The sequence below is a fragment of the Dactylosporangium sp. NPDC051485 genome (genome assembly GCF_040682015.1).
Lineage (GTDB): Bacteria > Actinomycetota > Actinomycetes > Mycobacteriales > Micromonosporaceae > Dactylosporangium.
The window spans coordinates 56869-75948 of record NZ_JBFAZW010000032.1 but is presented as its reverse complement, the minus strand read 5'-3'; the positions used below and the strand labels follow the sequence as shown (position 1 = coordinate 75948).

The 19080-nt window shown below is 71.6% G+C and carries 19 protein-coding genes; 14 read left to right on the top strand and 5 right to left on the bottom strand.

Going from position 1 to position 19080, the window contains the following annotated elements:
* Positions 1-4 precede the first annotated feature (4 nt).
* Entirely contained in the window at positions 5-550 is a 546-nt protein-coding gene (thpR, locus tag AB0M46_RS20105) for an RNA 2',3'-cyclic phosphodiesterase (RefSeq protein WP_363337991.1), read from the top strand.
* A 118-nt stretch (positions 551-668) separates the two neighbouring features.
* Here thpR and AB0M46_RS20100 read toward each other — a convergent pair whose 3' ends face one another.
* The 4 genes from AB0M46_RS20100 to AB0M46_RS20085 all read right to left on the bottom strand — a co-directional run bounded on the left by AB0M46_RS20100 (position 669) and on the right by AB0M46_RS20085 (position 5269).
* The gene (locus AB0M46_RS20100) at positions 669-1655 is read right to left on the bottom strand and encodes an aldo/keto reductase (RefSeq protein ID WP_363337989.1); all 987 of its coding nucleotides are present in this window, start codon (positions 1653-1655) and stop codon (positions 669-671) included.
* Positions 1656-1679: 24 nt separating this feature from the next.
* Positions 1680-2774, bottom strand: a complete 1095-nt coding sequence (gene sepH / locus AB0M46_RS20095; RefSeq protein ID WP_363337987.1) for a septation protein SepH — start codon at positions 2772-2774, stop codon at positions 1680-1682.
* Between the two features lie 118 nt (positions 2775-2892).
* On the bottom strand, positions 2893-4011 hold the full coding sequence (serC, locus tag AB0M46_RS20090; protein WP_363337985.1) for a phosphoserine transaminase: 1119 nt from the start codon (positions 4009-4011) through the stop codon (positions 2893-2895).
* 151 nt (positions 4012-4162) lie between these two features.
* Entirely contained in the window at positions 4163-5269 is a 1107-nt protein-coding gene (locus AB0M46_RS20085; RefSeq protein WP_363337983.1) for a citrate synthase 2, read from the bottom strand.
* Between the two features lie 181 nt (positions 5270-5450).
* On the opposite strand from AB0M46_RS20085, the gene pdxH reads away from it, so the two are divergent.
* The 13 genes from pdxH to AB0M46_RS20020 all read left to right on the top strand — a co-directional run bounded on the left by pdxH (position 5451) and on the right by AB0M46_RS20020 (position 18353).
* The gene (pdxH, locus tag AB0M46_RS20080) at positions 5451-6056 is read left to right on the top strand and encodes a pyridoxamine 5'-phosphate oxidase (RefSeq protein ID WP_363337981.1); all 606 of its coding nucleotides are present in this window, start codon (positions 5451-5453) and stop codon (positions 6054-6056) included.
* Positions 6053-7312, top strand: a complete 1260-nt coding sequence (locus tag AB0M46_RS20075) for an MFS transporter (protein ID WP_363337979.1) — start codon at positions 6053-6055, stop codon at positions 7310-7312. The genes pdxH and AB0M46_RS20075 overlap by 4 nt, the downstream gene beginning before the upstream one ends.
* A 16-nt stretch (positions 7313-7328) precedes the next feature.
* Entirely contained in the window at positions 7329-8264 is a 936-nt protein-coding gene (locus AB0M46_RS20070) for an aldose 1-epimerase family protein (RefSeq protein WP_363337977.1), read from the top strand.
* Positions 8265-8273: 9 nt separating this feature from the next.
* Positions 8274-8891, top strand: coding sequence for a nitroreductase family protein (locus AB0M46_RS20065; protein WP_363337975.1), 618 nt, complete (start codon positions 8274-8276; stop codon positions 8889-8891).
* 58 nt (positions 8892-8949) lie between these two features.
* Positions 8950-9240 (top strand): type II toxin-antitoxin system VapB family antitoxin, encoded by a 291-nt coding sequence (locus AB0M46_RS20060; RefSeq protein ID WP_344614023.1) that lies wholly within the window; start codon positions 8950-8952, stop codon positions 9238-9240.
* Between the two features lie 79 nt (positions 9241-9319).
* A complete protein-coding gene (locus AB0M46_RS20055) occupies positions 9320-10492 on the top strand; it encodes an acyl-CoA dehydrogenase family protein (protein ID WP_363337973.1) in 1173 nt (390 codons plus the stop codon).
* Between the two features lie 72 nt (positions 10493-10564).
* Complete coding sequence (locus tag AB0M46_RS20050) at positions 10565-11374, top strand: DUF4230 domain-containing protein (protein ID WP_363337971.1); 810 nt, start codon at positions 10565-10567, stop codon at positions 11372-11374.
* A 161-nt stretch (positions 11375-11535) separates the two neighbouring features.
* On the top strand, positions 11536-12867 hold the full coding sequence (locus AB0M46_RS20045) for an ABC transporter ATP-binding protein (RefSeq protein ID WP_363337969.1): 1332 nt from the start codon (positions 11536-11538) through the stop codon (positions 12865-12867).
* A gap of 27 nt (positions 12868-12894) precedes the next feature.
* The gene (locus AB0M46_RS20040) at positions 12895-13884 is read left to right on the top strand and encodes a hypothetical protein (RefSeq protein ID WP_363337967.1); all 990 of its coding nucleotides are present in this window, start codon (positions 12895-12897) and stop codon (positions 13882-13884) included.
* Positions 13885-13912: 28 nt separating this feature from the next.
* Positions 13913-14377, top strand: coding sequence for a DUF4442 domain-containing protein (locus tag AB0M46_RS20035; protein ID WP_363337965.1), 465 nt, complete (start codon positions 13913-13915; stop codon positions 14375-14377).
* A gap of 102 nt (positions 14378-14479) precedes the next feature.
* Entirely contained in the window at positions 14480-15964 is a 1485-nt protein-coding gene (locus tag AB0M46_RS20030) for a glycoside hydrolase family 3 N-terminal domain-containing protein (RefSeq protein WP_363337963.1), read from the top strand.
* Between the two features lie 101 nt (positions 15965-16065).
* Complete coding sequence (locus tag AB0M46_RS20025; protein ID WP_363337961.1) at positions 16066-16797, top strand: LppX_LprAFG lipoprotein; 732 nt, start codon at positions 16066-16068, stop codon at positions 16795-16797.
* Positions 16798-16805: 8 nt separating this feature from the next.
* Positions 16806-18353, top strand: coding sequence for an MFS transporter (locus AB0M46_RS20020; RefSeq protein WP_363337960.1), 1548 nt, complete (start codon positions 16806-16808; stop codon positions 18351-18353).
* 322 nt (positions 18354-18675) lie between these two features.
* Here AB0M46_RS20020 and AB0M46_RS20015 read toward each other — a convergent pair whose 3' ends face one another.
* Complete coding sequence (locus AB0M46_RS20015) at positions 18676-19062, bottom strand: DUF6401 family natural product biosynthesis protein (protein WP_363337958.1); 387 nt, start codon at positions 19060-19062, stop codon at positions 18676-18678.
* Positions 19063-19080: the final 18 nt, after the last annotated feature.

Below are 19080 nucleotides of genomic sequence, written 5' to 3'. Positions count from 1 at the left end.
GGCGGTGAGGGTCTTCATGGCGGCGTACCCACCGGCGGACGTGCGCGAGCACTTCAAGCAGATGGTGGACGGCCTGGCGATCGCGCGGCCGCGGGAGCGCTCCGTCCGCCTGGCCACCCCCGACCGGTGGCACATGACCGTGGCGTTCATCGGCGACGTGACGGATGAAGGGCCGTCGGTCGAGGCGCTGCAGGAGCTCGCCGGGGTCACGGCGCCGACGGTGCGCATCGCGGGTGGCGAGACGATCGGCCGCGGCCGGTTCAGGCATCTCGTCGCGGGGCTCGAGAGCGACGACCTGCGGCCCCTCGGCGCGGCCACGCGCAAGGCGCTCAAGCGGCGCCGGCTGCCGTACGACAGGCGGGACTGGCAGCCGCACGTCACGATCGCGCGGCCGGGGGACGTGCTCAGCCCGGAGGAGCTGGGCGGGGACCTGGCGATCCTGGCCGCGTATCAGGGTCCGCTGTGGCGCGTGGACGAGGTGCGACTCATGCGCAGCCACCTCGGCCCCAAGCCGGAGTACGAGATCCTGGCGGCCGTGACACTGGGCTGACCAGCGCCACGACCGAGAACCGGAGGACAAGATCGCGGCCGGGGACCGTGGCCGAGAGCTGGAGAACTGGATCGCGGCCGTGGCGCCGGGCTGACCAGCGCCACGGCCGAAAAGGGTCCTACCAGGCCCAGGCCTCCGGGCCCGCGCCGCCGTTGCCGACGGGCGGGAACAGCTCGTCCAGGCGGTCCAGCGTCTCCTGCGACAGCTCCAGCTCAAGCGTCCCCAGCGTGCTGTCCAGCTGCTCCAGCGTGCGGGGGCCGATGATCGGGGCGGTCACGGTCGGCTGGGCCAGCAGCCACGACAGGGCCAGGTTGGACGGGGTGGCGCCCAGGTCGGCGGCCAGCTTCTCGAAGGCCTCCAGGGCGGTGCGGTGCTTCTCCAGGTCGTCCGCGGCGCGGCCCTCACCCGTGCGGGCCGCGGAGCCGGCGGCCAGCTTGGCCAGGGCGCCGCTCAGCAGGCCGCCGTGCAGCGGGGACCAGGGGATGACGCCCAGGCCGTAGTGGCGGGCGGCCGGCAGGACCTCCAGCTCGACCGTGCGGGCCATGAGGTTGTAGATGCACTGCTCGGCGACGAGGCCCAGGAAGTGCCGCGAGCGGGCCGACTCCTGGGCGGCGGCGATGTGCCAGCCGGCGAAGTTGGAGGAACCGACGTACAACACCTTGCCCTGGGCGACGAGGACCTCCATCGCCTGCCAGATCTCCTCCCAGGGAGTGGTTCGGGAGATGTGGTGCATCTGGTAGAGATCGATGTAGTCGGTCTGGAGACGCTTCAGGGATGCGTTGGCCTCGGCGATGATGTGGCGCGCGGAAAGGCCCTGGCCGTTGGGCCATTCCTGCATCTTGCCGTAGACCTTGGTGGCCAGCACGACCTTCTCGCGGCGGCCGTTGCCCTGGGCGAACCAGCGGCCCAGGATGTTCTCGGTGATGCCCTCGCCCAGCTTCCAGCCGTAGACGTTGGCGGTGTCGAAGAAGTTGATGCCGTGCTCCAGTGCACGGTCCATGATCGCGAAGCTGTCGGGCTCGGTGGTCTTGGGGCCGAAGTTCATGGTGCCCAGGCACAGCCGGCTGACGGAGAGGCCGGTCCGGCCGAGGTTGGTGTACTCCATGTACACCAACCTACGACCTGTGGATCAGCTCGTCTCGCGCGCGGCCGGTGCGCCGCCGAAGAGGACGTCGTCCCAGCTCGGCAGGCGCTTGCGCGGCTTCTCGGTGGTTGCCGAGGGCTGCTCGACCGCGGATGCGGCCGAGGTGGTGTTGCGCCGCGGGCGGAGCACGGCCAGCGACGGCACGGCCGGGATCTCCTTCGCCGGGTCGGAGCCGTCGTCGTCGAACGGGGAGCGGCCGATGAGCGCGGCCGCGCCGCGTGCGCGGTTGTCGTGCTTCACCGGCGGCGGGGTCACCACCGGGTCCTCGGCGGCCGCCGCCGGGGCGTTGCCGAGGGGGCGGTCCAGCGACGCCAGCAGCGCGTCCCGGCCGGCGCGGATCGGGTCGTTGCCCAGCGTGCGGCCGCCCGGGCGACGCTCCGGCGCGGCCGGGCGCATCGGCTCGTGGCCGCCGCTGCGCACGGCGTCGGGGCGCAGGCCGAGGTCGCCGCGGCTGGTCTCGCCGCGGGCCGGCGCGGCGCGCTCGGCCGCCGGGGGCTCCTGGCCGAGGATGCCGGGGCCGCGCTCGGTGCACAGATACTGCGCCATGTCGTCGTGCGGCGCCACCAGCTGCCGGGCCTTGTCCAGCTCCCAGACGGCCTGGGCGGTCGCCTTGCCGCTGGGCCAGGTCGCGGTGATCCGCCAGGTGCCGTCCTCGCGCCGGTAGGCGTCCCAGGAGATCTTCTCGGTGTCGATGCCGTGCTGACCCAGCCGGGTGTCAACGACCTCGGCCAGTGAGGAGCCCTTCTCCGAGGTCTTCAGCCGGGTGCGGCGGGCGTGCTGGGCGAGCATCGCGCGCTCCTGCAGCACCGGGCCGGCGTAACGCAGGACGCGGTCGATGGGCACGCCGGCCACCCGTGCGACCTCTTCGGCCGACTCGCCGGAGCGGATGCGGGCCTGGATGTCGCGCGGGGAGAGCTGCGAGGAGCCGGGCTCGACAGTGCCGGTCGGGTGGCTGTGATCGGGGCGCAGCGCACTCTGCACACGTTCGTCGATGGGCAGCGCCAGCAGCCGCCCAACCTCGTCGGCCAGGACGAATGCCTGCCCGTCCTCCGAGAGGGCGACGAATCGCACAGGCCGCATAGCGTGCCTCCGTCCCACCCGCTTCAGGCGCCTGTCGGCCGGCGCCTTCCGGTTACAGTACGGCAACCCTAGCTGGACGGACGCGCGCCGCGCCGACGAAAAAGCGAAACCCCGCTGATCAGAGCCGTTCGATCACATAGTCGATACAAACCGTCAGCGCATTGACGTCCGCCGGGTCGACGCCCGGGAACATCGCGATTCGCAGTTGGTTGCGGCCGAGCTTGCGGTACGGCTCGGTGTCCACGATCCCGTTCGCGCGCAGCGCCTTGGAGATCGCGGCCGCGTCGATCGAGGCGTCGAAGTCGACCGTCCCGACGACATTGGAGCGCACCGCCGGGTCGGCGACGAACGGGGTCGCGACGGAGGAGCGCTCGGCCCAGCCGTAGAGGATCGAGGCCGACTCCTCGCTGCGCTTGGCCGCGAACGACAGCCCGCCGCCGGCGAGCATCCAGTCGATCTGTTCGGCCATCAGGAAGATGGTGGCCAGCGCCGGGGTGTTGTAGGTCTGCTCGAGCCGCGAGTTGTCGATGGCCGTCTGCAGGTCGAAGAAGTCCGGGATGTACCGCCCGGAGTCCTTGATCTCCGCGACGCGCGCGATGGCGGCGGGTGACATGAGCGCGATCCACAGCCCGCCGTCGGAGCCGAAGCCCTTCTGCGGGGCGAAGTAGTAGACATCGGTCTGGCTGATGTCCACATCGAGGCCGCCGGCGCCCGACGTCGCGTCCGTCAGGTGCAAGGCGCCTTCATCGGTACCGCCGAGCCGCTGGACCGGCACCGCAACGCCGGTCGAGGTCTCGTTCTGCGGCGAGCAGTAGGCGTCGATGCCCTCCTCGGCCCGCAGGAACGCGCCGGTGCCGGGCTCGGCCTTGATCACGGTCGGCTCGCCGAGGAACGGCGCCTTCTTGGTGGCCGAGGCGAACTTGGCGCCGAACTCGCCGAAGCTGGCGAACTGCGCGCGGTCGCGGATCAGGCCGAAGACCGCGATCTCCCAGAAGGCGGTGCTGCCGCCGTTGCCGAGCACGACCTCGTAGCCGTCCGGCAGGCTGAACAGGTCGGCGAGGCCGTTGCGCAGCCGGGCGACCTGGTCGCGGACCGGCTTCTGCCGGTGGCTGGTGCCCATCCAGGTGGCGGCCACGTCGGCGAGCGCCCGCACCCCCTCGGGCCGCACCTTGCTCGGGCCGGACCCGAAGCGCCCGTCGGCGGGCTTGATCTCATCGGGGATGCGGATTTCAGCCATGGAGTACTCCGGGGTGCGGCGGGCGTGACGGGTACCTCGCGGATCCTGCCACTTTCCACGCCGCAACCCCGAAGAAATTAACCAGCGTCACACGAGGCGCCCGGCGGCTGTGCTTATGGTGTAGCGGCCCCTCCGACTCGCTCCGGTCCCGCTACACGCCGTGCGGGATCCGGTCCCAGCCCTCGACGTCCTGCGGCTTGCGCGGGGCGGGCCCGACGTACGTCGCAGACGGCCGGACCAGGCGGCCCAGCTCCTTCTGCTCCAGGATGTGGGCGCTCCAGCCGGCCACCCGGGCACAGGTGAACATCGACGTGAACATGTGCGCCGGCACCTCGGCGAAGTCGAGCACCACGGCCGACCAGAACTCGACGTTGGTGGCCAGCACCCGGTCGGGCCGGCGGGAGTGCAGCTCCTCGAGCGCCGCCTTCTCCAGGGCCTCGGCGACCTCGAAGCGCGGCGCGCCGAGCTCCTTGGCCGTGCGCCGCAGCACGCGGGCGCGGGGGTCCTCGGCGCGGTACACCCGGTGGCCGAAGCCCATGAGGCGCTCGCCGCGGTCGAGGACGTTCTTGACGTACCCCTCGGCGTCCCCGCTGCGCTCGACGGACTCGATCATGCCGAGGACCCGCGACGGCGCGCCGCCGTGCAGCGGGCCGGACAGGGCGCCGATGCCGGAGGAGATGCACGCGGCCGCGTCGGCGCCCGTGGAGGCGACCACGCGGGTGGTGAACGTGGAGGCGTTCATGCCGTGCTCGGCGGCGGAGATGAAGTAGGCGTCGACCGCCTTGATGTGGCGCGGGTCCGGGTCGCCCCGCCACCGGCGCATGAAGCGCTCGACGATGGTCTCGGCCTTGTCGATTTCCTTCTGCGGTACCGCGGGCAGCCCCAGCCCCCGCGCCGCCTGCGCGACGAACGACAGTGCCGTGACACTCACCCGCGCGAGGTCCTCGCGCGCCTGCGGCGTCTCGATGTCCAGCAGCTGGCCCAGGCCCCAGTAGGGCGCGAGCATCGCCACCGCGGACTGCACGTCCACCCGGATGTCACCCGAGTGCACGGGCACCGGGAACGGCTCGGCCGGCGGCAGGCCGGGGCCGAACTTCCCGTCGACCAGCAACGCCCAAACGTTGCCGAAGGACACCTGGCCGATGAGATCCTCGATGTCGACGCCGCGATAGCGCAGCGCGCCGCCTTCCTTGTCGGGCTCCGCAATTTCGGATTCGAAGGCGATGACGCCCTCGAGTCCCGGCTTGAAATCGGACATCACGCACTCCTGCTGTATCGGGGTGTCAACTCCCTTTGGCCATCCTTGCCCCGGGCGCTGGCGGTTGCCGACTGAACGGTGGCTCAGATGTGTCCTGCATGACACATCTTCACGCAAATTCGATCGTCGGAGGAAGGATGTGAGCGTGAGACCCAGCACATCACCGCAAAATTTGTCGCGCATGCGCACCGAGTACGAGGGCGAGTTCGACGAAGAATCGATCGCCGGTAACTGGCTCGACCAGTTCGCCACCTGGTTCGCCGACGCCATCGAGGCCGGCCTTCCGGAGCCCAACGCGATGATGCTGGCCACCGCCGACGCGGACGGGCGCCCGTCGGCCCGGACCGTGCTGCTCAAGGGTTACGACCAGCGGGGCTTCACCTTCTTCACCAACTACGAGTCGCGCAAGGGTCGCGACCTCGCCGGGAACCCCAGGGCGACGCTGGTCTTCCCGTGGTACCACCTCCATCGCCAGGTCATCGTGAGCGGCGCGGTGCGGAAGGTCTCGCGGGAGGAGACCGAGGAATACTTCGCGGTTCGCCCGCGTGGCGCCCAGCTCGGCGCGTGGGCCAGTCCCCAGTCCAGCGTAATCGGCTCGCGGGCCGACCTGGAGCGATGGTGGGAGGAGACCGGCGAGCGCTTCGGGGACGGGCCGATCGACCCGCCGCCGCACTGGGGCGGCTATCTCGTGGCGCCGGACGAGGTCGAGTTCTGGCAGGGGCGGGCCAGCCGCCTGCACGACCGGCTGCGCTTCCGCGACGGCAAGCTCGAGCGGCTCGCGCCGTGACCGCGGTCGAGGAGGACAGCGAGCGGGAGGCCGGGAGCTGGCTGCGCCGGCACGCCATCGACATCCGGCCGCTGAAGCATCCGGCGTACCGCCGCATCTTCGTCGGCAACGCGGTGTCCTTCTTCGGCGTGCAGTTCACGGCCGTGGCGGTACCGGTGCAGGTCTACGCCATCACGAAGTCCGCGCTGTGGGTCGGCGTGTCCAGCTTCGTCGGCCTGGTGCCGCTCATCGTGTTCTCCATCTGGGGCGGCGCGATCGCCGACGCCTACGACCGGCGCAAGGTCCTGGTCGTCAGCTCCACCCTGATGTGGCTGACCACGGTCGGCCTGCTGGCCCAGGCGGTGCTGCACCTCGACAACGCCTGGTTGATGCTGGTGCTGATCGCCGCCCAGTCCGCGGCCTTCGGCATCAACAGCCCCGTCCGCCAGGCGATCATCCCGGCCCTCGTCGGCAGCGAGGAGGTGGCGGCGGCCAACACACTGGGCTTCACGGTGTCCAACGTGGCGGCGATCGGCGGCCCGGTCGGCGCCGGCGTGGTGATCGCCGCGTTCGACTTCTCCGCCGCGTACGCGGTCGACGCCCTGCTCTTCACCGTGGTGCTCTGGGCCGCGCTGCGCCTGCCCGCGCTGCCGCCCACCGGTTCGAGCAACCGCGCGGGGCTGCGCGACGTGCGCGACGGGCTGCGCTTCCTGGCCGGGCACAAGCTCATCCTGCTCACCTTCGCCATCGACATCGCGGCGATGGTCCTGGCGATGCCCAAGGCGCTGTTCCCGGTCGTCGCCGACCAGCACTTCGGGGCGTCGTCGCTGGGGTGGCTGTACTCCTCCATCGCGATCGGCGCCGTGCTGGCCGGCGTGTCGTCGGGCTGGATCGGGCGCGTGCGCCGGCAGGGGATCGCGCTCGTGCTCGCCGTCGTCGGCTGGGGCCTCGCCGTCGCCGCGGCGGGCGCGGTCCCGTGGCTGTGGGCGTGTGTGGCGTTCATGGCGGTGGCCGGCGCGGCCGACATGATCAGCGGCGTGTACCGCCAGACGGTGTTGCTCAGCGCCCCCAACGAGATGCGCGGCCGGCTGCAGGGCGTGTTCTTCGCCGTGGTGGCCGGAGGTCCACGTCTGGGTGACCTTCGGGCCGGATCGGTGGCCGACCTGACCAGCGCGAGCTTCTCATGGGTCAGCGGCGGGATCGCGGCCGCCGTGGTGGCGGTCATCCTCGGGCTGACTTTTCCCGTCCTCCTCCGCTACACCGACACGTCACACTGAGGATATTGTCGCGCCCATGGAAACCGCCGCCGCCGCGCAGCTCTCGCACGCGCCCTCGGGTACACAGTGGACGATCCGCTCGGGCGGCCATGAGGCCGTCATCGTCGAGGTGGGCGGGGGCGTGCGCACCTTCACCGCCGACGGGCGGGACGTCGTCGCCGGTTTCGACGAGCACGAGCGTGCGGTCGGCTGCGCCGGCCAGGTCCTGGCGCCGTGGCCGAACCGGATCCGCGACGGGCAGTACGCCTTCGGCGGCGAGCACCTGCAGCTGCCGCTGACCGAGCCGGAGCGCCACAACGCCATCCACGGCCTGGTCAACTGGACCCGCTGGGCGGCCGTCGAGGTGGCCGAGGACCGCATCACGGTCGCGCACGACCTGGTGCCGCAGCCGGGGTACCACTGGCCGCTGCGCCTGCAGACCACCTGGTCGGTGAGCGAGGCCGGGCTGAAGGCGGAGCACCTGGTGACCAACGTCGGCGACACGGCGGCCCCCTTCGGCCTCGCCGCCCACCCGTACGTCCTCGTGCCCGGCGTGCCCGTGGACGACCTCACCCTGCGCGTGCCGGCCCGCAACCGTCTGCTCGTCGACTCCCGCCTCCTGCCGATCGGCGCGGCCCGGGTGGCCGGCAGCGAATACGACTTCACGGATGGCCGCCGGCTCGGCGCCACCGTGCTCGACACGGCCTTCGGCGAGGTGGAGGCCGACGCCGACGGCGGCTCGCGGGTCGAGATCACCGCCCCCGACGGCCGGGGCGTCACCGTCTGGGCCGACGCCGCCTTTTCCTGGTGGCAGGTGTACTCCTCCGACACCCTCCCCGCCGACCGGCGGCGCAAGGCGCTAGGGATCGAGCCGATGACCTGCCCACCCGACGCATTCCGGTCGGGTCGTGACGTGGTGACCTTGGACCCGGGTTCGAGCTGGCGTGGCACCTGGGGGATCCGCGCGATCTAGGCTGCTGGCGTGGAGCTTTCCGAGGTGATCCGCCGGCGGCGGATGGTGCGCAACTACGACCCCGGCCGTCCGGTGCCGGCGGAGATCGTCGAGCGGCTGCTGGGGTACGCCACCCATGCCCCGTCGGCGGGCTTCTCGCAGGGCTGGGAGTTCCTGCTGCTCGACACCCCCGAGGACGTGGCCCGCTTCTGGGCCGCGACCTCGCCGGAGGAGCAGCTGCCGACGGGGTGGCTGGAGGGGATGAGCCGGGCGCCGGTCGTCGTCGTCCCGCTCAGCCACCGCGACGCCTACCTGGACCGCTACGCCCAGCCGGACAAGGGCTGGACCGACCGCGACGAGGCCCGCTGGCCCGTGCCCTACTGGCACATCGACACCGGGATGGCCAGCCTGCTGGTGCTGCTCGGCGCGGTCGACGAGGGCCTCGGCGCGTGCTTCTTCGGCATCACCCCGGACCGGATCGCGCAGTTCCGGGCCGAGTTCGGGGTGCCCGAGGCATACTTCCCGATCGGCGCGATGACCATCGGCTACCGGGCCCAGGACAAGCGCTCGCCCTCGCTCAAACGGGGGCGCCGGGAGTCGCCGAGCGTTACGCACCGAGGCAACTGGGGTAACCGAGACGCCTCGTGATCCGCTTTTTGTCGTACCCGGTCGGTACCCTGGCACGGGTCAGGGGGGTGAAACGTTCATGATCTTCAAGGCGGTCCGCGACGGTCGGCCGTATCCGGAGCATGGGCTGACACTGAAACAATGGTCCGAGATCCCGCCCCGGCCGGTGCGGCTCGACCAGCTCATCACCACCAAGCGTGAGCTCGCCCTGGACAAGCTGCTGGCGGAGGACTCGACCTTCTACGGCGACCTGTTCCCGCACGTCGTGCAGTGGGAGGGCGCCCTCTACCTGGAGGACGGCCTGCACCGCGCGCTGCGGGCCGCGCTGCAGCAGCGCACGTCCATCCACGCCCGGGTCCTGCAGGCCTGAACGCTGAGGCCCTGTCCTGCCGATGATGCCGGCCTGCGACGCTCGGCCTGATCGACAGGATGGGGCCTACGCTGGGGGCGTGACGACGACGCCGCGCCCCCTCGACCTGCTCGATCTCGACGGCCTGCACTCCGAGGAGGAGCTGGCCATCCGGGGCGTGGTCCGCCGCGTGGTCGACGATCACGTCCGGCCCAACGTGGCCGAGTGGTACGAGCGCGGCCAGGTGCCGGTCCGCGACCTCGCCAAGGAGCTGGCCAAGGTCGGGCTGCTCGGCATGCACCTGGAGGGCTACGGCTGCGCCGGGGCGAGCGCGGTCGCCTACGGGCTGGCCTGCCTCGAGCTTGAGGCCGGCGACTCCGGGGTGCGAAGCCTGGTCTCGGTGCAGGGGTCGCTGGCGATGTTCGCGATCGCGAAGTTCGGCTCGGATGAGCAGAAGGACGAGTGGCTGCCGCGCATGGCGGCCGGCGACGCCATCGGCTGCTTCGGGCTGACCGAGCCCGACCACGGCTCCGACCCCGCCTCGATGAGCACGCGGGCGCGCCGCGACGGCGACGACTGGGTGCTCAGCGGCGGCAAGATGTGGATCACCAATGCGCCGGTGGCCGACGTGGCCGTGGTGTGGGCGCGCGCCGACGAAGGCGTGGTGGGTTTCGCGGTACCGCTGAACACCCCCGGCGTCAGCACCCGCGAGGTGCACCACAAGCTCTCCCTGCGGGCCTCCTGCACCGGGCAGATCTTCCTCGACGACGTGCGCCTGCCGGACTCGGCGCGGCTGCCGCTGGCCCGTGGGCTGAAGGCGCCGCTGTCCTGCCTCACCGAGGCGCGCTACGGCATCGTGTGGGGCGCGATCGGCGCCGGCCGCGACAGCCTGCACACCGCGCTGGACTACGCCGGCGCCCGCGAGCAGTTCGGCCGGCCCATCGCCGGCTTCCAGCTCACCCAGGCCAAGCTGGCCGACGCCGCGGTCGAGCTGCAGAAGGGCTACCTGCTGGCGCTGCACCTGGGCCGGCTGGCCGACGCCGGCAAGCTGCGACCGGAGCAGGTCAGCGTGGGCAAGCTCAACAACGTGCGGGAGGCCCTCGCCATCGCCCGGTCGTGCCGCACGATCCTCGGCGCCAACGGCATCAGCGCCGAGTATCCGGTCATGCGCCACGCCGCCAACCTGGAGACGGTGCTCACGTACGAGGGAACCTCGGAGATCCATCAGCTGGTCATCGGCCAGGCGCTCACGGGGGTGTCCGCGTTCGCCTGAGATCGACTCGCGACGGTTTGCGCCGCCCCTTACCTTGATGGAGAGCAATTCCTCCCATCAACGGAGTCGAGCATGGCCGACAAGGACGAGTCGAAGACTTCGGAGTACCCCGAGGTCACTTCCGGCGCCGGCTGGAACCCGCAGATAGGGGATCCGGTCGATCCGCGACCGAGTGATGAGCGACGCCCGATCGAGGGCCAGATCGTCGACCAGCGCGAACCGATCGTCATCAAGCAGGGCGGCGGCGCGATGCGCGGGCTGTTCTGGCTGGTCGCCTCGATCGGCCTGGTCGTCGCGCTGGTGCTCGGGGCCAAGACCATCGGGCTGTTCCCCGGACTGAAGAACCCCTTCGCCCAGGAGCAGACCGACCGGAGCGGCCCGGCGCTGCTCAAGTCCGTGCAGGACCTCAGCCAGTTCGTCGCCGCCGAGGGCAACTTCCAGGTCATCGTCGACGTGCAGAAGGACCGCAAGTACGTCCCGGACTTCCTGCTCAACGAGCGCATCCTGTTCGTGGCGGCGGGTTCGGTCGAGGTGTACGTCGACTTCGCCAGCATCGGCCAGGGCGCGGTGAAGGAGTCGGAGGACCGCCGCACGGCCGAGATCAACCTGCCGGCGCCCCAGCTGCGGCCGGTCCGGATCGACAACGACCACAGCTACGTCTACCAAGAGGACCGCGGCATCTTCAACCGCATCGGCGACGCCTTCAGTTCGGACCCGAACCGCCTGCAGGAGGTCTACAAACTCGCCGAGCAGAAGATCGGCGACGCGGCCAAGGACGCCGGGCTGCAGAAGCGCGCAGAGGATAACACCCGCAAGATGCTCCAGCAGTTCCTGGCCGCACTGGGGTACACATCGGTGACCGTGAACTTCGCGGCGGCCTGAGCGTCGGGCCGAACTGCAGAAGTTCCCTGGCAGTAGTTGCGCGGTAACACGGCGAACACTGGTCATTCACCCGATGGACCAACTTGCGTGCGCCTCATCACAGTATTTGACTCGGGGTACCTGGCCGATCCGCGAATTGCTGACCTGGGGCGGAGGTGACGGTGGCTACCGTCGCGCTCAAAGATGTGATGAAGGTGTTCGCCGACGGCACTATTGCCGTCGACCGCGTGAACCTGGACGTGGGCCAAGGCGAGTTCATGGTGTTGCTCGGTCCGAGCGGCTGCGGCAAGTCGACGCTGCTGCGCATGGTGGCCGGCCTGGAGGACCCGACCTCCGGCGCGATCATCATGGACGGCGAGCTGGCCAACGACCTGCCCCCGCGGGAGCGCGGGGTCGCCATGGTCTTCCAGGACTTCGCCCTGTATCCGCACATGACGGTCGGCGAGAACATCGGCTTCCCGCTTCGGCTGTCCGGCATCGAGCCCGAGCCGCGGGCCGAGCAGGTCGCCGAGGTGGCCAGCGCGCTGGGCATCGGTGACGTGCTGGCCCGCAAGCCGGGCCAGCTCTCCGGTGGCCAGCGCCAGCGTGTTGCGATGGGCCGCGCCATCGTGCGCCGGCCGAAGCTCTTCCTCATGGACGAGCCCCTGTCGAACCTGGACAGCGGCCTGCGCGCCGAGCTGCGGGCCGAGATCTCCGGGCTGGTCCGCGAGCTCGGCGTGACCACGATCTACGTCACCCACGACCAGGCCGAGGCGCTGACCATGGCCGACCGGGTGGCGATCCTGCGCAAGGGCGTGCTGCAGGACGTCGGGACGCCGACGCAGGTGTACGGCCGCCCGGCGACGCTCTACGTCGCCGCCTTCCTCGGCAGCCCGCGGATGAACCTGCTCGAGGCCGAGGTGTACGTGCACCTCGACCGGCACATCGCGCTGCACATGGGCGACCAGGTGCTGCACCTGCCCTGGAACGACCTGCGTTCGCGGCAGGTGGCCCACTTCCACGGCGAGCGCATCGTCATCGGGGTCCGGGCGGAGGCGTTGACCCCGGTGCCGGACTCGACCACCGGCGACGTGTTGAGGGGCCGGATCCGGTACCTCGAGCACCACGGCCACGAGTCGCTGGCGTTCCTCGACATCGGGGCGACCGCCGTGATCGTCGACGAGATCGGCAAGCCCCCGACCGACGTGCCGATCAACGGCGGCGGTCTGCGCCGGTTCGTCAGCAAGCTCACCGGCCGCGGCGGCGTGGGCATGGACGACGAGCTCGTCGGCGCCGGCGTGAACGGGCGCGTCCCGCAGCAGCGCCGCCCGGCCAACCGCGAGAGCGTGCTGTCCGACCCGGGCCGGCACCACCGCCGCCCCGCGGAGCTGGCGGTGCGCCTCGCGCCGTACCCGAATGTCACGCACGGTCACCCGTTGACCGTCGCTGTGCGCATGGAAGCACTGCACTTTTTCGACGAAAGAGGACAACGCATCGACGTGGGGTGGCGCTGAGTGACAGGTCTCACATAGCCTTCGCCGATGGCAGCCTATGGCGAATCCGGATCCGGACTGCTCATCATCGAGCGCATCCTGCGCGATCGTGATGGCATCTGGCGGCAGATCGGCGAAGAGCGAGACCTCGGCAAGCTGACGAAGCAGATGCTGTACAGCTCCGTGGTGGCCCTGGCCTGCTACGGAGCTGTGCTCGGCGCCTCCAGCAGCGTCCTTCAGGCCGTGTTGTCGGCCGCGAAGCTGCCGCTGCTGTTCCTCATGACGCTGGCCATCTGCCTTCCCACGCTGTACCTGTTCAACCTGGTCTTCGGGGCCCGGCTGCAGGTCAAGCAGGCGCTGGCGCTGGTCATGGTCACGATCACGGTGACCTCGGTGCTGTCCCTGGCGTTCGCTCCCATCAGCCTGTTCTTTCTCATCACCGCGTTCAGCTACGAGTTCTACAAGATCCTCAACGTGGCCATCCTGACGCTGACCGCGTTCGTCGGCCTGCGGTTCCTGACCAGCGGCATGCGGGCCCTCAACGAGCACACGGCCAGGCTGACCGCCGCCCGGCGGGCCGAGAAGGAGCGGCTGGAGCGCGAGGAGGCCGCCGCCCTGGAGGCGCTGGCCACCCCGGACGATGCCGCGCCGGTCTCCCCGGCGCCGGCCCTCGTTCCCGTTCCTGTTGCCCCGGTTGCCGGTACCTCGGCTGCCGTTGCCCCGGCGTCCGGTGGGCCGGAGCAGCCGCTCGTCATGCCCGACGGCCGGACCGTCTATCCGGTGGCCTTCCCGCAGCCGCTGGCGCCCGTGCTGCACCAGCCCCAGCCCCTGCCGCAGCAACTGGCGCCGGGGGAGCGACCGGCCAGCATGACCCTGCTCAACGTGTGGATCCTGCTGTTCGGCTTCGTCGGCACGCAGCTGGCCTGGACGCTGCGGCCCTTCGTCGGCTCCCCGGGCGAGCCGTTCGAGATCTTCCGCACGATCGAGGGCAACTTCTACGTCGACATCGTCCGGGCGATCGGCGAGCTGTTCTCCTAGATGTTTACCGGTCGGTAACATCGCCGGCATGAGCATTGACTCGAAGGCGCTGGCCGAGGGCCTCATCTCGGCCGTACCGTTCGCGCGCACCGTCGGCATCGAGATCGCCGACGTGACGGTGGACGGGGACGACGTGCGGGCCGTCGCGACGCTCCCGGACGAGCCGCGGCTGCACAATCACGTGGCCGGCCCGCACGCCGGCGCCCTGTTCGCGCTGGGCGAGACCGCCTCCGGCGCGGTGGTGATGGCCGCCTTCGGCCCGCACCTCGCGGTCGGCACGCCGCTGGCGGTGCGCGCCGACATCGCCTACGCGAAGCTGGCCCGGGGCCCCGTCCGGGCCACCGCCACCCTCGGCCGGCCGGTCCAGGACGTGATCGACGAGCTGGCCGCGGGCGGTCGGCCGGAGTTCCCGGTGGCCGTCGAGATCACCCGCGAGGACGGCGCGGTCACCACCGCGATGACCGTTGTGTGGACACTGCGTCCCAGCAGCTGAGTGCCCGGCTCTGGTACAAGCCGGTTAACTACTGGAAGGTTTCTTGACTATTACTGAGATGTGATGTGACCATCATCGCCAGGCTCGAAGGGGTGGTCACGCATGGATGTAAACACGGGGGTCGACCTGGGCCGCATGGCTGATGCCGTGCTGCAGCCGGGGTTCGTTGGCAAGGAACCACCGACCTGGTTACGCCGCCGCCTCGCCGACGGGCTGGGCGGCGTCGTGCTGTTCGCGCGCAATGTCGTCGACCGCGACCAGGTGGCCGAGCTGACCGCCGCCCTGCGGGCCGAGAAGCCCGACGTCATCGTGGCCATCGATGAGGAGGCCGGAGACGTCACCCGGATCGACGCGCACACCGGCAGCCCCTGGCCGGGCAACCTTGCCCTGGGCGCCATCGACGATCCGGCGCTGACCCGCGAGATCGCCGGGCACATCGGGCGGGACCTGGCCGCGGTCGGCATCACCTTCGACTACGCGCCCGACGCCGACGTGAACAACGACCCCAACAACCCGGTGATCGGCTCGCGAGCCTTCGGGGCCGAGCCCGAGCGGGTCGCCCGGCACGCCGCGGCCTGGATCGCCGGGCTGCAGGGGGCCGGCGTGGCGGCCTGCGCCAAGCACTTCCCCGGGCACGGGAACACCAGCGTCGACTCGCATCTCGACGTACCGCTGATCAAGGCCGGCCGGGCCGACCTCGACGCTGTCGAGCTGGTCCCCTTCCGGGCCGCCATCGCCGCCGGCGTCCAGGCCGTGATGAGCGCCCATATGCGGGTCCCGGCGCTGGACCCCGATTTCCCGGCCACCCTCAGCCGCAAGATCATGACCGAGCTGCTGCGCGGCGAGCTCGGCTTCGACGGCCTGATCGTCACCGACGGCATCGAGATGCGCGCCATCTCCGACCGCTACGGCCTGGCCCACGCCACCGTGCTGGCCCTGGCGGCCGGCGCGGACGCGATCTGCGTCGGCGGCGACCACGCCGACGAGGAGACCGCCGTCATGCTGCGCGACGCCATCGTCGCCGCGGTGCGCTCGGGCGAGCTGCCCGAGGAGCGCCTCGCCGACGCCGCGGCCCGGGTCGCCCGGCTGGCCGCCTGGTCGGTGGCCGCGCCGAAGGCCACCCCGGACCCGCGGGCGAACGAGATCGGGCTGTCGGCGGCCCGGCGGGCGCTGCGGATCACCGCGCCGGACGCGACCTTCCCGCTGGCGGGCGCGCCGTATGTGATCGAGTTCCAGCCGCAGCTCAACATGGCGATCGCGCCCGAGACGCCGTGGGGGCTTCTGGCGCCGCTGTCCGAGCTGGCCCCGGCCACCACCGGCGCGACGCTGACCTCGGAGGAGGGGCTGCCGGCCGCGCTGCGGGCGTCGGCGGGCTACCCACTGGTCCTGGTCGTGCGCGACCCGCACCGCTACCCGTGGATGGCGGATGCCTTGAGTGCCTCCTTGGCGGTACGTCCCGAGGCCACCGTGGTCGAGATGGGCGTGCCGGCCGATCCGCGCGGCGACGTGCACATCGCGACGTTCGGCGCCACGGCCGCGGCCGGTCGCGCGGTCGCCGAGCTGCTCGTCGGTCACCGCGGCGCGTGACCAGCTCTGGGCTCATGGCGTTGCGCGACGGCCGGGTAACCCTGAGACGCCGCTCAGCGACGGCACCAGCGTTGTTTCCCCGCCCGGTCTAGCATGCCGGTATGTCCCCCACCCAGTCCCGCCGCGGTCTGCTCGTAGCCGGCGTCGCCGCCCTCACGGCCCTGCTCGTCCTCACGGGCTGCTCGGACAAGTCCGACAAGAAGGGCGGCGCGCCGGCCGCCGACCCCAACCTGCCGGCCGCTGACGGGCTGCTCAAGGACTCCTCGGCGGCGATGGCGGGCATCAAGAGCGCCAAGTTCCTCATCGCCGCGGACGGCACGATCGCCGGCGTCGCCATCAAGCGCGCCGACGGCGTGCTGACCAAGGAGGGCAACGCCCAGGGCACCGCGCAGGTCGAGCAGATGGGCACCACGGCCGACCTGGCGTTCACGGTCGTCGGCCAGACGATGTGGCTCAAGGGCCCGACCGGCGACTACCAGCAGATCCCGCTGGCGCTGGCCGCGTCCGTCTACGACCCGTCGGCCATCCTCGACCCCGACCGCGGCATCGCGAAGGTCATCGGCACGGCCACCGAGGCCAAGACCGAGGCCTCCGAGCCCGTTGACGGCAAGGACACCTACCGCGTGAGCGCGAAGTTCCCGGCCGAGCACCTCTCCAAGGTCGTCCCCGGCGTCACCGGCAGCGTCCCCGGCCGCCTATGGGTCGCCAAGGACAGCAAGCGGCTGCTCAAGGCCGCGTTCGACCTGCCGGCCGTCGGCGACGCCAGGGGCGGCACGGTCACCGTGACCTTCACGGAGTTCGACGCCCCCGTCACCATCACCGCGCCGAAGTAGCCGCCGCGATGACCCTGCGGGCCGAGGCGAGCACCGAAGCGGCCGCGCCGGCCGATGGTTCGCGCCGCCGCCTGGCCATCGGCGTCGGCGGCGCGACGGTGCTGCTGGCGGCGCTGGACGCGTACGTCGTCGTGGGCGTGCTGACCGACATCCTCGACGCGCTGCACATCGCGACCAACCGGCTGGAGCGGGTCACGCCGGTCGTCACCGGCTTCCTGCTCGGCTACATCGCCGGCATGCCGCTGCTCGGCTCCCTCTCCGACCGCCTGGGCCGCCGCGCGGTGCTGATCGGCTGCCTGGTGGGCTTCGCGGCCGGCTCGGCCCTGACCGCCGCCTCGTCCGACTCGGTCTGGCTGCTGACCGCCGGCCGGACCGTGCAGGGCCTGGCCGGCGGCGCCCTGCTCCCGGTCACCCTGGCCCTGGCCGGCGACCTGTGGTCCGAGCGGCGCCGCGCCACCGTCCTCGGCGCCGTCGGCGCGGCCCAGGAGCTGGGCAGCGTCCTCGGCCCGCTCTACGGCGTGGCCATCGCCGCCCTGCTCGGCTCCTGGCGCGGCATCTTCTGGCTCAACCTGCCGCTGGCCGCCGTGGCGATCGCGCTGGTGTGGTTCGCTCTGCCCGGCCACCCGCGCCCGGAGGCCCGCCGCACGGACGTCGTCGGTGGTCTGCTGCTGGCCGTGGCGCTGGGCGCGGCCGTCGTCGCCCTCTACAACCCCGACCCGGAGAAGGCGGTCCTGCCCCCGTGGGGCCCGTGGACCCTGGCCGGTGCCGCGGTCGCCGGCGCCCTCTTCGTCGCCTGGGAGCTGCGCGCCCGCACCCGCCTGGTCGACCTGCGCGACGCCCGCCCCCGCCCGTTCTTCGCCGCCCTGGCCGCCAGCTTCTGCGCCGGCGCCGCGCTGATGGTCACCCTGGTCGACGTCGAGCTCGTCGCCCAGACCCTGCTCGGCCGCGGCGGCGTGCACTCCACGCTGGTGCTGACCCGCTTCCTGATCGCCCTGCCCATCGGCGCCGTGCTCGGCGGCTGGCTGGTCGCCCGCCTGGGCGAGCGCTGGACCGCCGCGGCCGGCCTGCTCCTGGCCACCGGCGGCTACCTGCTCATCGCGGCCTGGCCGGCCGACGTGCTCCAGCGGCACTACCTGACCGTCCTGCCGCGCCTGGACACCGACCTGGCCCTCGCCGGCCTGGGCCTGGGCCTGGCCATCGCCCCGCTGTCCAGCGCGGTCCTGCGCGCCACCCCGCCAGCGCAGCACGGCGTGTCGTCCTCGGCCGTCGTGGTCGCCCGCATGATGGGCATGCTGATCGGCGTGGCCGCCCTCACTGCCTGGGGCCTGCACCGCTTCCACGAGCTGACCGCCCGCCTGAACTTCCCGCTGGTCTTCGGCAAGCCGGCGGACGAGCAGAAACGCCTGCTGGACACCTACAAGGCGGCCCTGCAGTCGGCGCTGCGCACCGAGTACCGCGAGATCTTCCTGGCCACCGCCGCCATCTGCCTGCTGGGCGCCGCCTGTGCCCTGCTCCTGCAGTCCCGCTCCCCGCGCTCGGACACCGCCACGCCCTGACCGCCCCTGTGATCTGCGAGAGCGATGCGCTCCTGCTCAAGCGCGTGGCGGCCCGTGGGGCGAGGCGCTCCTGCCTACGCGTGGCCGGCTGTGGGGCGAGGCGCTTCTGCGTGAGTGTGGCGCCTGCGGGGGAGCGCTCGTGTGTGAGTGCGGTGACCTGGGGCGGGGCTACTCGCAAAAGCGATAAGTCGGGCGCTGGCGCGCCACGACTTATCGGATTTATACCCCGACAGGCGGAAAGTTCGAAAAATCCCCAATGCCACCTGGTATCGGGGATTTCAGGACGAATTGGGGACTTCTCGGTATCCGTTGCGTCAGCGGCTCAGATGTGGCCGCCGGCCCGGGCGAGCGCGCAGATGGCGATGAGCCGCAGCGCGGGCCACTCGAGGTGGGCCCAGTCGACCTCGTTGGTCGGCGGGAGCTGCCACTGCGCCTCGATGAGGGCGTCGCGGACCCCGGCCGCGTACCCGGCCAGCGGCACCGCCGCGGGCCCGTGCTCCGGATCCCCGAGCGCATCACGTACCGCCGCCGCGTGCTGGTCGATCATCGCCTGCAGTCCGGCCGACTCGCGAGCCGCGGCCAGCCCGGGCTCGCCGAGCCAGGTCATGAGGCCGTTGAGCGTGGAGCGTGCGACGCTGCGCCGGTTGGCCTCGGAGAAGTCCCCGAACGCCCCGGGCCCGGCGGTGGTGAAGCTGGTGTCGTTGGACATGCCACCGACTTCGGCCGG